The organism is Allobosea sp. NPDC055332, assembly GCF_053645455.1.
In genome coordinates this window covers 492,995-505,156 of the sequence record NZ_JBSHMO010000002.1, presented here as the reverse complement: position 1 = coordinate 505,156, position 12,162 = coordinate 492,995, and the positions used below count along the sequence as shown (strand labels likewise).

10 protein-coding genes are annotated in these 12,162 nt (G+C 67.0%); 5 read left to right on the top strand and 5 right to left on the bottom strand.

Translation table 11 applies throughout. The features are described 5' to 3' along the window. Window positions 1-37: 37 nt before the first annotated feature. Together ACWIGM_RS11050 and ACWIGM_RS11045 are read left to right on the top strand one after the other, a co-directional pair. The gene (locus ACWIGM_RS11050) at window positions 38-1,714 is read left to right on the top strand and encodes a SulP family inorganic anion transporter (protein WP_454025985.1); all 1,677 of its coding nucleotides are present in this window, start codon (window positions 38-40) and stop codon (window positions 1,712-1,714) included. Next, the gene (locus tag ACWIGM_RS11045; protein ID WP_454025984.1) at window positions 1,711-2,328 is read left to right on the top strand and encodes a ParB-like protein; all 618 of its coding nucleotides are present in this window, start codon (window positions 1,711-1,713) and stop codon (window positions 2,326-2,328) included. Before ACWIGM_RS11050 ends, ACWIGM_RS11045 begins: the two co-directional genes overlap by 4 nt. A 3-nt stretch (window positions 2,329-2,331) precedes the next feature. Here ACWIGM_RS11045 and ACWIGM_RS11040 read toward each other — a convergent pair whose 3' ends face one another. Both ACWIGM_RS11040 and meaB read right to left on the bottom strand, forming a co-directional pair. After that, the gene (locus ACWIGM_RS11040; RefSeq protein ID WP_454025983.1) at window positions 2,332-3,708 is read right to left on the bottom strand and encodes a TIGR03808 family TAT-translocated repetitive protein; all 1,377 of its coding nucleotides are present in this window, start codon (window positions 3,706-3,708) and stop codon (window positions 2,332-2,334) included. A gap of 51 nt (window positions 3,709-3,759) precedes the next feature. Continuing rightward, window positions 3,760-4,734 (bottom strand): methylmalonyl Co-A mutase-associated GTPase MeaB, encoded by a 975-nt coding sequence (meaB, locus tag ACWIGM_RS11035; RefSeq protein ID WP_454025982.1) that lies wholly within the window; start codon window positions 4,732-4,734, stop codon window positions 3,760-3,762. Window positions 4,735-4,860: 126 nt separating this feature from the next. Here meaB and ACWIGM_RS11030 point away from each other — a divergent pair, with 126 nt between their 5' ends. Both ACWIGM_RS11030 and ACWIGM_RS11025 read left to right on the top strand, forming a co-directional pair. Beyond that, window positions 4,861-5,967 (top strand): alpha/beta hydrolase, encoded by a 1,107-nt coding sequence (locus ACWIGM_RS11030; RefSeq protein WP_454025981.1) that lies wholly within the window; start codon window positions 4,861-4,863, stop codon window positions 5,965-5,967. An 81-nt stretch (window positions 5,968-6,048) separates the two neighbouring features. Then, window positions 6,049-7,050, top strand: a complete 1,002-nt coding sequence (locus ACWIGM_RS11025; protein WP_454025980.1) for an alpha/beta hydrolase — start codon at window positions 6,049-6,051, stop codon at window positions 7,048-7,050. Between the two features lie 39 nt (window positions 7,051-7,089). On the opposite strand, the gene ACWIGM_RS11020 is transcribed toward ACWIGM_RS11025, so the two are convergent. The 3 genes from ACWIGM_RS11020 to ACWIGM_RS11010 form a co-directional block, all read right to left on the bottom strand. Next, window positions 7,090-9,522, bottom strand: a complete 2,433-nt coding sequence (locus ACWIGM_RS11020; RefSeq protein WP_454025979.1) for a penicillin acylase family protein — start codon at window positions 9,520-9,522, stop codon at window positions 7,090-7,092. Between the two features lie 146 nt (window positions 9,523-9,668). After that, entirely contained in the window at window positions 9,669-10,229 is a 561-nt protein-coding gene (locus tag ACWIGM_RS11015; protein WP_454025978.1) for a GNAT family N-acetyltransferase, read from the bottom strand. Between the two features lie 30 nt (window positions 10,230-10,259). Next, a complete protein-coding gene (locus ACWIGM_RS11010; RefSeq protein WP_126113106.1) occupies window positions 10,260-10,718 on the bottom strand; it encodes an Lrp/AsnC family transcriptional regulator in 459 nt (152 codons plus the stop codon). A gap of 138 nt (window positions 10,719-10,856) precedes the next feature. Here ACWIGM_RS11010 and ACWIGM_RS11005 point away from each other — a divergent pair, with 138 nt between their 5' ends. Further along, a complete protein-coding gene (locus tag ACWIGM_RS11005; protein ID WP_454025977.1) occupies window positions 10,857-12,140 on the top strand; it encodes a cystathionine gamma-synthase family protein in 1,284 nt (427 codons plus the stop codon). Window positions 12,141-12,162: the final 22 nt, after the last annotated feature.

The following is a 12,162-nucleotide window of genomic DNA, read 5'->3' as shown; positions in this document are numbered from 1 at the left end:
GGCGCGAGGTTCTGCGCTCGCCTTCGAGTCCCTCGCGATGTCGCACGCCTCCGCATCCCGCGAAAAGCCGATCGTAATTGGCCGTGCCGGGGCCTTCGGCCGCGACCTGCTCGCTGGGCTGACGCTCGCGGCGATCACCATCCCCGAGCAGATGGCGACGGCCAGGCTCGGCGGCTTCGAGCCGCAGATCGGTTTCTACGCCTTCGTCGCGGCGACGCTCGGCTTCGTCCTGTTCGGCGCGAGCCGCATGCTGACGGTCGGCGCCGATTCGACGATCACGCCGATCTTCGTCAGTGGCCTCGCAGCGCTGGCGGCCGGCGGGGCGATCCCGGCGGGCTCCGCGACCTTGCTTGCAATGCTGGTCGGGCTCGCGCTCATCGTCGCCGGCCTGCTTCGACTCGGCTGGATCGCCGACCTCCTCTCCGTGCCGGTGCTGACCGGCTTCCTTGCCGGCATCGCCGTCCATATCGCCGTGTCGCAGCTGCCGGGCCTGCTCGGAATTCCAGGCGGCAGCCATCATATCGCCGGTCAGCTCGCCGCGCTTTGGCACGGGCTCGGCGGCGTCAACCTGATCTCGCTGGCGATCGGCGTCGCGACTCTTGCGATCGTAACCCTTTGCGAGCGCTTCGCGCCGCGCGTGCCGGGAGCCCTGCTGGCGCTCGTGGCTGCGACCGCGGCCGTCGGGCTCTTCAAACTGGAGACGCACGGCGTCGCGGTGCTCGGCGCCTTGCCCTCCGGCTGGCCGAGCTTCGCGCCGCCCGTGCTCGATTGGTCCGACATCCGCGGCCTTGTTCCGCTCGCGCTCGTCATCGCGCTGGTAGTGATGATGCAGACGGCGACGGTGAGCCGCTCCTTCCGCGATCCCGATGGCGCCGAGCCGAAGGTCGACCGCGATTTCATCGGGCTCGGCGCGGCGAACGTCTTCGCCGGGCTCGCAAGCACCTTTCCAGTCAACGCCAGCCCGCCGCGGACGGCGGTGGTGGCCGAGAGCGGGGGGCGCTCGCAGCTCGCGGCGGTGACGGCGGCGCTGATCGTGCTCACGCTCGCGGTCGCCGGTGGCTCGCTGCTGGCGCAGGTGCCCGTGGCGGCATTGGCCGGTGTGCTGCTGTTCGTGGCCCAGCGCATCGTCCGGGTCGAGGTCATCCGGCGCATCGGCAGCCAGTCGCGGACCGAGTTCGCACTCGTCCTGCTGACGGCGCTCGCGATCGTTTGGCTGCCGGTCGAGACGGGTGTCGCCGTCGGGATCGGCCTGTCCCTGCTGCACGGCGTCTGGATGACGACGCGGAGCGAGCCGATCGAGCAATTGCGGATTCCCGGCACGACGATCTGGTGGCCGCCGGAGCCCGGCCGCCATGGCGAGCAGCTTGAGGGTGTGCAGGTGATCGCCTTTCCGGCGCCCCTGCTCTTCGCCAATGCCGAGATCTTCCGGCGCGGCGTGCTCAAGCTGCTGGCGGATCGGAAGCCGAGGCTGCTCGTGCTCGATGCCGGCGGTATCCCCGCCATCGACTATACGGCGGCGCAGGGCTTGCTCGCCGTCGCCGATGCCTGCCGAGAGCTGGGCGGCAGCTTCGCGATCGCCCGGGCCGAATCTGTGCGCGCGCTACAGGCGCTGCAGGATTTCGGCGTCATCGCCGAGATCGGCGCCGAGCATGTCTTCCACAGCGTCGAGGAGGCGGTGAGGGCGCTTGCGCCGGCCGCCAAGGAGTTGTCATGAGCTATTCAGTCGAACCGCGCCTGCACCCCGTCGCTATCGCCGAGCTCAGGCCGACGCAGATCACCGTTGGCCTGCGCGAGGTCGAGATGAAGCGCATCCATTGGCGGGCCGAGCGCGAGGAGAAGGGCGCCGACTTCCTCGGCCGCCACGCCGTCCCGGTCGTCATCGGCCCCAAGCGTCGGCTCTATCTGATCGATCATCATCACCTGGCACTGGCCTTACATCTGGAGGGCGAACAGGAGGTTCTGATTACCGCGGTCGCCGACCTGTCGCGGCTCGGCAAGGACGAGTTCTGGAGCGTTCTCGACAATCGCAGCTGGATGCATCCCTTCGATGCGGAAGGCCGGCGGCGCAGCCAGGACGAGATCCCGCGCAAAGTCTCCGGTCTCGTCGACGACCCCTACCGTTCATTGGCGGGCGCGCTCCGGCTTGCTGGCGGCTATGCCAAGGCTGAAGCGCCGTTCAGCGAGTTCCTCTGGGCCGACTTCCTGCGCCGCCGGATCAAGTCTGCCCTGGTCGAGCGGTTCTTCGCCAAGGCGCTGCGCAAGGCGCTCGATCTCGCCCGGTTGCGGGAGGCAGAGCATCTGCCTGGCTGGTGCGGTCCTTCGGACTGAGCGTCAGCCGACCGCGTTGCCTTCGATCCGGATGCCGGCGGCGCGCTTGTCCTCGCCTTTGGTCAGGTCGCCGGTCACGACCTTGCCGTACTCGGTGCCGACCACCGCGCCGAGCTTCGTCTCGTTGATCACGTTGTTGGCGATCAGCGCATTGCGCTCCTTCGGGATGAGCGAGACCGAGATGCCGATCCCGGTGCGCCGCACGACATTGCCTGTCGCGACGAGATTGCGCATCGCCCAGGACCAGCCGAGCGAGATGCCGACCTCGCTGGCGTTCTCGATGACATTGCCGGTGACCGCCGCCTCGGCCTCGACATGCACGCCGAGGCCGCCAACGGGCTCCTTGCCCTTCGGCGCCAGCCCCTTCTGCGCATTGCGGATGATGTTGTTGGCGAAAACCGAAAGGCGACCACCATGATCGAGATTGGTGATGTTGGCGCCCTGAGCGCAGTCCTCGACGAGATTATTGGCGATGATCGCGCCCTCGAAGGCGAATTCGGAATAGAGCGCGGTCTCGCCGCAGCGCCGGCCCTGATTGCCGAGAATCTGTACGTTCGATCCGGAATTGTTGCGGATGAAGGTCAGCGCACAGTCGCGCAATGTGTTGCCTTCGACGACGACACCGCCGGCGCGGTAGAGGCTGATGCCGTTGCCGTTCGGCCCATCGCCGCCGGCATCGCTGCGGATGCGGTTGAGCCGGTTGCCGCGGATCAGGCTCTGGTCGTCACCGGGCTGGCTGCGCCAGAGCTGGATGCCGTTGTTGCCGCAATCCTCGACCGTGTTGGCTTCGATCGAGAGGCCGCGCGAGTCGAGCGAGAACAGCGCCGAATCCCGCATCGAGCGGAAGCGGTTGCGCTCGATGCGCCCCGCGGTGCGGTGGAGCGTCAGCCCCACCGAGCCGGCATTGGCGAGCTCGCAGTCGGACAGAGCAAGGTCGAGCACCTCCTCGACATTGAAGAGGCCAGTGCGCTGGCCGAGCTTGATGTCGAGCCCATCGAGCATGATCCCGGAGACGGCCGCGCGCTTGATGCGCCGCGCCACCAGCAGCGGTCCGGCCTGTACGGCGACGAACTGGGTCGCGCCGGGAATGCCGATCAGCCGGGCATTCTCGGGCAGGACGACATTGCCGATGCGATAGCGGCCGGGAGCGACGATCAGCGGGGCGCTATGCTTGGCGGCTTCGAGCAGGGCAGCCTGGAGGATACGCGACTGGTCTTCGGCCGCGCCTGGACGGAGGCCGAACTGCGCGGCTTCGAGCCCGAGGGCGCCAAGCGGCGCCGCGGTATTCACCCGCGGGGCCTGTGCCAGAGCGGGACCGGCGCAGGCCGCTGCCGTGCCGAAAAGGGCCGTCCGCAGCCAGTCGCGGCGCGAAAGCGTCATCGGAGCCTCCATCATGGCCGGAGGCTTTCAAAATGCGTGCCGGCGGCTAGCTCACAGGCCGAGCGCCTTCGCGATCTCGTCGGCCGCGGCAGTCGGCGCCATTTCGCCCGCCGCGACGGCGGTTTCAAGCTTCGGCGTGCGCGCCTTCAGCGCCGGGTCGTGCCGGAGCTTGGCCTGCAGCCTGTCCTGCACCATCGCCCACATCCACTTGACGTCCTGCCGTCGGCGCTTCTCGGCGATCAGGCCTTTCGCCTCGAAGCGGGCGCGGTGCTCCTCGATCTTCGCCCAGAGCGCGTCGAGGCCGGCCCCCGTCAGGCCGGAAATCGTCACCACGGGGGTCGACCACAGCGTCGAGGCGGGGGCGAGGATATGCAGCGCCGCCTTGTACTGCGCGGCCGCAGCGCGTGCGGCGGTCGCACCCTCGCCATCGGCCTTGTTGACCGCGAGCATGTCGGCGAGCTCGATGATGCCCTTCTTGATGCCCTGCAGTTCGTCGCCGGCATTGGGCAGCATCAGCACCAGGAAGAAATCGGTGAGGTCAGCGACCGCCGTCTCCGACTGGCCGACGCCGACCGTCTCGACCAGGATCACGTCGAAGCCCGCCGCCTCGCAGAGCAGCATGGTCTCGCGCGTCTTGGCGGCGACGCCGCCCAGCGTGCCGGAGGAGGGCGACGGCCGGATATAGGCGTTTGGATCGACGGCGAGCCGCGCCATGCGTGTCTTGTCGCCGAGGATCGAGCCGCCACTGCGCGTCGAGGACGGGTCGACCGCGAGCACCGCGACCTTGTGGCCCTGTTCCGTGAGATAGCTGCCGAGCGCGTCGATCGTCGTGGACTTGCCGACGCCGGGCACGCCGGTGATGCCGACCCGGATCGCCTTGCAGGTATGCGGCAGCAGGCGGGACAGCAGCGCCTGCGCCTGTTCGCGATGGTCGGCGCGCCGGCTTTCGGCGAGCGTGATCGCCCGCGCCAGCGCCGCGCGCTCGCCCCTGAGAATCGCATCGCCGAGCGCTGTGAGGTCGACCATACCCGCTGGTAGCAAGAGAGCTCTTCCAGCGGAAGCAACGCTTTTTGCTGGCACTGCTCCATCAAGGCTCTTGCTAACGCGCGATGGCGGTGAGACGAGTGGCGCGGGGTACGGAGAGCGTGTCGCGTGTCCGGCTTGCGGGTTGTCGTTCTCGTCTCGTTGTTGTCGCTGGTACTTGCCGCTTGCGGCGGCCCGCCGCGCGTTCTGGTCGTATCGGCCGCGAGACCCGAGGACACAGCCGGTACGGTCCGCATTTTCGTTGCGACCTCGCGCGCTACGACCAAACAACCCGAATATTTCAGCGGCGAGCGCAGTCCTTCGGTCGGCTTCGCCCGGCTCGATATCAGCGTCCCGCGCAGTCATCGGGCCGGTCAGCTGGAACTGCCGGGCAGTGTCAACAGTGCCGGCGACCCTGCCAGCCATTTCACTGTCAGCGCGGTCGATCGTCTCTCCGAAACGGAGATGCTGAAACAAGTGAAGGCGGCAGTCGCACAGCGTCCGCCGGCCGAGCGCGAGGTGCTCGTCTTCGTCCACGGCTTCAACACCAATTTCGCCGACGCGGCCTTCCGCTTCGCCCAGATCGTCACCGATTCCGGCTTTAAGGGCGTCCCGGTGCTGTTCACCTGGCCGTCGCGGGCTCAGATCCTGGCTTACCCCTACGACCGCGACAGTGCGGATTTCTCTCGCGACGCGCTCGAAACCGGCTTGCGCGTGATCGCTCGCGATCTCGGGGCCAACCGTTTCGATATCCTCGCGCATTCGATGGGCACGCTGCTGACGGTCGAGACGCTGCGGCAGGCTGCGATCCGCGGCGATGGCAGTTTCGGCGGCAAGCTGCGCAACGTCATGCTGGCGGCCCCCGACATCGATCTCGACGTCTTCAAGACCCAGCTTGCCGCGATCAAGCGGCCGGTCACCGTTTTCGTCTCCTCGGATGATCGGGCGCTCGACTTCTCGCGGCAGTTCGCGGGCGACAAGACCAGGCTCGGTGCGATTTCGGACAAGGATACCGATGTCGTCGCCGATCTGCGCAAGGCCGGGGCGACGATCATCGACCTGTCGGGCGATCGCTCCAGTGACGAATACAATCACGGCAAGTTCGCCACCACGCCACGCATCGTCCAGATGATCGGACAGCGGCTCGGCGCCGACGGGCTCGATGGTACTTCGAGCGGCGGAAGCCTCGGTTTCGATCCGAAAGCCTCTCCCGCCTATGTTGCGCGCGACAAATAGCTGCCCCATTCTGGCCGCGTTGGTCTGGCCTTAAGGGTTTCGCGGCCAGAAGGTTCGCACCTCCCAATTCGGATCCGACCAGTGACCTCGCCTTCGCGATACGCCGTTTCACGCCGCTCCTTCGTCAGCCTGCTCGGGTTGGGGCTGGCCGGCTGCGCGCAGAGCGAGGCCTCAGTCTCGCCCTTCGTCGGGCCAGCGGATTCCTCGGCCTTCGGCAAGGAGCCGCAACTGCTCGTCGCCACGACGCGCAAGCCGACCGGCGATCGCGCGCCTTATTTCACCTCCGAGCGCGGCAGCGGGCTGACCTTTGCCGAGGTCAGGCTGTCGGCGCCGGGCCGCGGCGTCGCCGCGCAGGTGAGCTCCGTCGTCAGCGGCGACTGGGCCGTGCTCGGCGTGACCCGGCGCAGCGCCAGCGATGCCGCCCGCGCCTTCTCGGAGGCCGCGACCGGCCGCGACGTGCTGCTCTATGTCCACGGCTTCAACGAGACCTTCGAGACGGCGGCCCGCAGCGCCGGCCAGCTCTCGCATGCGCTCGCCTTCGAGGGCCGCACTGCGCTGTTCACCTGGCCATCTGGTGGTGGGCTGCTCGCCTACGCCTATGATCGCGAGAGCGCGCTCTGGTCGCGCGACGGCTTCGTCCAGACGCTGAAGGCGCTTGTCGCCAACCCGACGATCGGGCGGATCAATATCGTTGCACATTCGATGGGCAGCTTCCTGACGCTGGAAGGTCTGCGCGAATTGCGCGATTTCGAGGGGCTTTCCGACCGGATCGGTGCCGTCGTGCTGGCGTCGCCTGATGTCGACATCGACGCCTTCGAGCAGACGGTGCCGCGGCTCGGCCCGATCGCCCAGCGCATGACCGTGATCATCGATCCCGGCGACAAGGCGCTGGCCGTATCCTCACGGATCGCCGGCGGCGTCGCCCGCGCCGGCGCTGCCGACCGCGAGCGCCTGGAGCAGCTCGGCGTGCGTGTCGCCGACACGGCCGGCCGCGGCTGGAGTCTGCTGCGCCACGATCTCTTCCTGTCGAATAGTGAAGTGACGCAGGTGGTGCGGCGGGCCATCGACCGCTCGCGATCCTGAGAACGGGGGCCGGAGCCCCCGTTCGAGGTCCTCGTCGCGTCAGCCGGCGGGCTTGAGCGTGATCACGGAGCGGGCCGCCTTCTCGATCGCCTCGCGGGAATAGAGCAGCGGCGCATAGTCGCCGGCGGCCCATAGCGGCGCGAGATCGCGATAATGCGGGCTGTAGGCATCGCCCGACTGCCCGGGCGTGTTGATGAAGCGGCTCTCATCCCAGTTGCCGACGTCGAGCACCATGCGGAACGAGGCGCCCGCGGTCACCTTGAAGTCGGAGATCCGATAGGAAGCCGCGCGCGGGCTGAAGGCCGAGCCGCCCATGGCGAGCCGGCCGACATTGAGCTGCGCCCGGTCCGGGCCGCCGGCAAGCGGTGACAGGGCGTGGTCGAACTGGGCATGATGGATCTTGCCCCAGTTCCAGCCCGCGACATCCGGTCCCAGCGACTGGCGCAGCTCCTCCATCGCCGCTTTCAGCGTTTCGAGCAGCAGGGCGTCGCGGGCCGCCTTCGGATCGGCGCCGAGTGCGCTGTCGGGCGCTTCGAGATAGGCGACGACCGCAGCGACATCGAGCGGGCCGATCACGCTGCGCGCCTTTTCCGGCACGGCCTTGCCCGTCAGCGCGCGGCCGAGATGTTTGCTCATCCAGACCTCGGAGAGAGCGGCAGCAGCGCTGTCGACGGAAGTCTCCTGGTTCCAGCCCTTGATCAGCTTCAGACCTTCGGCCGTGACCGGATCGTTCGATGACAGCGACGCCAATAGTGCGGCGAGTTTGCGGGCATTGTCGGAGCTGTCGTCGTTCTGCAGGGCCATCGCGTCGGCGAGCGTCACTTTATTCTTAGTGCCGAGCACGGCCTTGATCCGGTTGATCCGTGAGGGATCGGACCACTCGAAGCCGATGCGCTTGGCGAGCAGTGGATGGTCCTTCGGGATGTTCATCTCGTTGGCGGTGGCGAAGAAGCCATCGGTCGGATTGTAGGTCTCCGGTAGCTCGCCTGCTTTCAGGAAGCCGGTCCACTCGTAGCGGCCGTCGCCCGGCACGGGCATCAGGCCGTCATGGTTCGGCCTCTGCGGCGCCCGCCCGCCGACGATCCAGCCGATATTGCCCTTGTTGTCGGCATAGACCTGGTTCTCGGACGGCGCGCCCCATTCGGCCATCGCCTTCTTGAAGCCGGCCCAGTCCTTCGCCGTCATGTATTCGGCCGAGTTGAAATAGGCCGAGGTGCCCGGCTCGAACCAGACCGTGCGGATGGCGAAGGCGCGCTTCTCGTCGGGCTCGGCCTTCATGATCGGGCCGTGGCGGGTGAATTTCAGGTCGATCTGGCGTGGTGCCTCGCCCTTGATCTCGATCGTCTCGTTGACGGTCTTCATCTCCTCCCAGCCGCTGCCATAGCGATACTGGTTCGGATTGGCGGGGTTGGTCTCGTAGACGTAGAGGTCCTCCTGATCGATCGCGAAGATCGTCAGGCCGAAGGCGATCTCGCCGTTGTGGCCGATCGAGATGCCGGGCAAGGCTGGCTCGCCCGCGCCGATCACCGACAGGCCCGGAGCGTTGAGGTGCACGACATAGCGCAGCGACGGCACGCCATGGGCGCGGTGCGGGTCGTTGGCGAGGATCGGCCGGCCGGTCGCGGTGCGGCTGGCGGCGATCGTCCAGTTGTTCGAGCCGATGGTCGAGACGCTGTCGCCGGCCGCGGCGAAAATGGCGTCGCGGTCGAGCGCGGCGCGCTTCTCCCCCGGGGCTGAGAACGTGACGTCGCGCGTCGCGAGATTGTAGTCGTCGAGGATATCAGGCTTGATCGCGCAGGGATCAAGCCCTTCCGGAACCTTGGTCTTCACGCTCGGCTCCAGCACACGCCGGAAGCGATCGGCCTCGAGCCCGGCGGCGCAGGCGACGCGGGCGCGCACCACTTCGGACATCACGTTGCGGGTCAGGCCATGGCTGCGGATGCGCACCACATCCTCGGCGCTCCAGCGATCCGGCAAGGTGCCGGAAACGCGGAAATCGAGCGGCAATGGCTGCTTGCCGGCGCGCACCTCGTCGACGCGGGCATTGATGCCGGCGACGAAGGCGTCGGTATAGGCCTTGGCGTCGGGGCCATAGGCGGCCCATTCCTTGTCCATCTCGCCGCGATAGAGGAAGAGCCGTGCGGCGCGATCCTGCGCGACATAGGACGGGCCGAAATCCTTGGCCAGCAATCCGAGCCCGCGCTTGCGCCAGAGATCGATCTGCCAGAGCCGGTCGCGTGCTGCGTTGTAGCCTTGGAGGAAGAGGGCATCGCGCGACGAGGCGGCGTAGATGTGGGCGACGCCCCATTGATCAAGGATCAGTTCCGCCGGTCCTTGCAGTCCGGCGACCGTCTGTTCGGAACGCTTCACCGCGCTGGACAGCTCGGCCCTGGCGGGCAGGCATCCGGCGATGGTGACGGCGGCGATGGCAAACAGCGACGCTGCGCTGTGGGCGCGATCTGCTCTGCTCATGGTGTTCCTCCGTGCGGCCCATCTTTGGCGACGGGCCTTGCCGGAGAAGCTTAGGGGGAGAGTGGAGGCCGGCCACCGGTCATGGCCACATGGCAGCCCTGCCGCGCCGGCATGTGGTCTGGATCGTTCCTTGCGCGGTTGGACGTTCAGTCCTCGCGATCCTCCCAGTCACTGCGCAGCAACGTCGTCACATGCTCGATCGTCGGCCGCCCATCTGCCATGCAGCGGCTGGCGACTTCGCCAGCGAGCCGATAGCCAAGCTTGCGCTGCATCGCCCAGGAATTTTCATTGCCGTCGAAGTAGCCGTTGACCAGCTTCGTCAGGCCGAGGTCGCGGAAGGCGAACCGGATCTTGGCGTCGAACGCTTCACGTCCATAGCCGCGCCCCTGATAGCCGTTGGCGATCCAGATGCCTCCGCCACCCGTTCCGGCCGCCCGGTCGATCTTGTTGAGACTGATCCCGCCGATCACGCGTCGCTCGGATTTGAGTTCGATCGCAAATTCATACGCGGTCGGCTCGGTGCCTGCGCTTGCCATCTCCCGGCATCGCCTGACCCAATCGCTGGCATGCGCTGTCGAATAGGGATGCGGGACGAAGGCCAGCCACTTTGCGACCCCGAGATCGTTCAGGCCCAGCGCGAGCTGTTCGATGTCTGCCTCACTCCACGGGCGCAGAATGAGGCGCGAGGTTTCAATTCTGATGTCCACGGCGTTGCAGCTTTCTTTCCTCGAAATCACCTAGAGCGGCGGCAGGCCGACCCGCTTCTTGATCGTTGCCAGCGCGAAATTGGATTCGACCGACTGGACGCATTTCAGCCGCGTCATCTTCTGCTTCAGGAAGCGCTCATAACCCTCGATGCCGTCGGTCAGCACGCGCAGCAGGTAATCCTGCGAGCCGGTCATCAGATAGCACTCCGCCACTTCGGGCCAGTTTTCGATCGCCTTCTCGAACTCGGCGATGTGCTCGGTGTTCTGCTGGCTGAGCCGGACCGAGACGAAGACGCTGAAGGGCAGACCATAGGCCTTGGGGTCGACGATCGCCGAATAGCCCTTGATGACGCCGGTCTCCTCGAGGCGCTTGAGCCGGCGCAGGCAGGGCGTCGGCGACAGCCCGACTTTTTCCGACAGGTCCTGATTGGTGATGCGGCCATCCTCCTGCAGCAGTGTCAGCATGCGGCGGTCGATCGTATCGAGCATGATCTGCTCCTCTTGGCGCTCAAGCGAGCAGGAAGCTGCAAAATCTTGCTCTAGAGCACAGATGATCGTTCATGCAATGGCCTTAGGATCGTCCTAGGCTCGCGTCCCGGGGCCGCGCTGGCCGGGCAGGAGGCAGTCATGAGCGACGACAACTACCATAAGGACCGGATCGCCAATCGCCGGCTCCATCCCGAGACCCTGATGATGGGCTATGGCTATTCGCCGGCCATGTCGGAGGGCGCGCTCAAGCCGCCGGTCTTCCTGACCTCAACCTTCGTCTTCGAGAACGCCCAGCAGGGCAAGGACTTCTTCGACCTGACCGCCGGCCGTCGCCAGCTCAAGCCGGGCGAGAAGTCGGGCCTGGTCTATTCGCGCTTCAACCATCCCAACATGGAGATCCTCGAGGATCGCCTGGCGATCTGGGACGAAGCGGAAGCCTGCGCCGTCTTCGCCAGCGGCATGGCAGCGATCGCGACGACCTGCTTCGCCTTCCTCAGGCCCGGCGACACCGTCATCCACAGCCGCCCGCTCTATGGCGGCACCGAGACCCTGCTGAAGAACCAGATGGGCGCCTTCGGCGTCACGCCCTTCGGCTTCACGGATGGCGTTGACGTCGCGCAGATGCGCAAGGTCGCGCAGGACGCCGCCGCCAAGGGCCGCGTCGCGATGATCCTGGTCGAGACGCCGGCCAACCCGACCAACGGCCTCGTCGACCTCGCTGCCTGCAAGGCCATCGCCGACGAGCTGGAGAAGTCGCAGGGGCATCGCCCGCCGGTTGTGGTCGACAACACCATGCTCGGGCCGATCTTCCAGAAGCCGCTGAAGCACGGCGCTGACCTCACCTTGCTGTCGCTGACCAAATATGTCGGCGGCCACAGCGATCTCGTCGGCGGCTCGATCAGCGGCTCGAAGGCGCTGGTGCGGCAGGTGAAGAGCTGGCGCGGCTCGCTCGGCACGCAGCTCGACCCGAACTCCTGCTGGATGCTGATGCGCTCGCTCGAGACGCTCGACATCCGCATGCACCGCGCCAATGAGAACGGCCGCAAGGTCGCCGACTATCTGCGCAAGCACCCGAAGATCGCCAAGGTCCATTATCTCGGCGATCTCGCCGATGGCGATCCGCGCAAGGCCGTGTTCGACCGGCAATGCGTCGAGCCCGGCTCGACCTTCGCCTTCGACGTCAAGGGCGGCGAGAAGGAGGCCTTCGCCGTGCTCGACAACCTCCAGATCATGAAGCTCGCGGTCAGCCTCGGCGGAACCGAGACGCTGGTCTCGCATCCCGCTGCGATGACCCATTCCGGCGTCGCCCGCGAACTCCGCGAGGAGATCGGCCTCACCGACGCGCTGATCCGGATCTCGGTCGGCATCGAGAACATCGAGGACCTGATCTCGGATCTCGCCCAGGCGCTCGACGCCGCGTGAGGGCAGGGCGGCGCCGCACCCT

Excerpts from the sequence above, each read along its gene's own strand:
- ACWIGM_RS11050 (WP_454025985.1), top strand. The coding sequence starts at position 38 with ATGTCGCACGCCTCCGCATCCCGCGAAAAGCCGATCGTAATTGGCCGT.
- ACWIGM_RS11045 (WP_454025984.1), top strand. The coding sequence starts at position 1,711 with ATGAGCTATTCAGTCGAACCGCGCCTGCACCCCGTCGCTATCGCCGAG.
- ACWIGM_RS11040 (WP_454025983.1), bottom strand. The coding sequence starts at position 3,708 with ATGACGCTTTCGCGCCGCGACTGGCTGCGGACGGCCCTTTTCGGCACG.
- meaB (WP_454025982.1), bottom strand. The coding sequence starts at position 4,734 with ATGGTCGACCTCACAGCGCTCGGCGATGCGATTCTCAGGGGCGAGCGC.
- ACWIGM_RS11020 (WP_454025979.1), bottom strand. The coding sequence starts at position 9,522 with ATGAGCAGAGCAGATCGCGCCCACAGCGCAGCGTCGCTGTTTGCCATC.
- ACWIGM_RS11010 (WP_126113106.1), bottom strand. The coding sequence starts at position 10,718 with ATGCTCGATACGATCGACCGCCGCATGCTGACACTGCTGCAGGAGGAT.
- ACWIGM_RS11005 (WP_454025977.1), top strand. The coding sequence starts at position 10,857 with ATGAGCGACGACAACTACCATAAGGACCGGATCGCCAATCGCCGGCTC.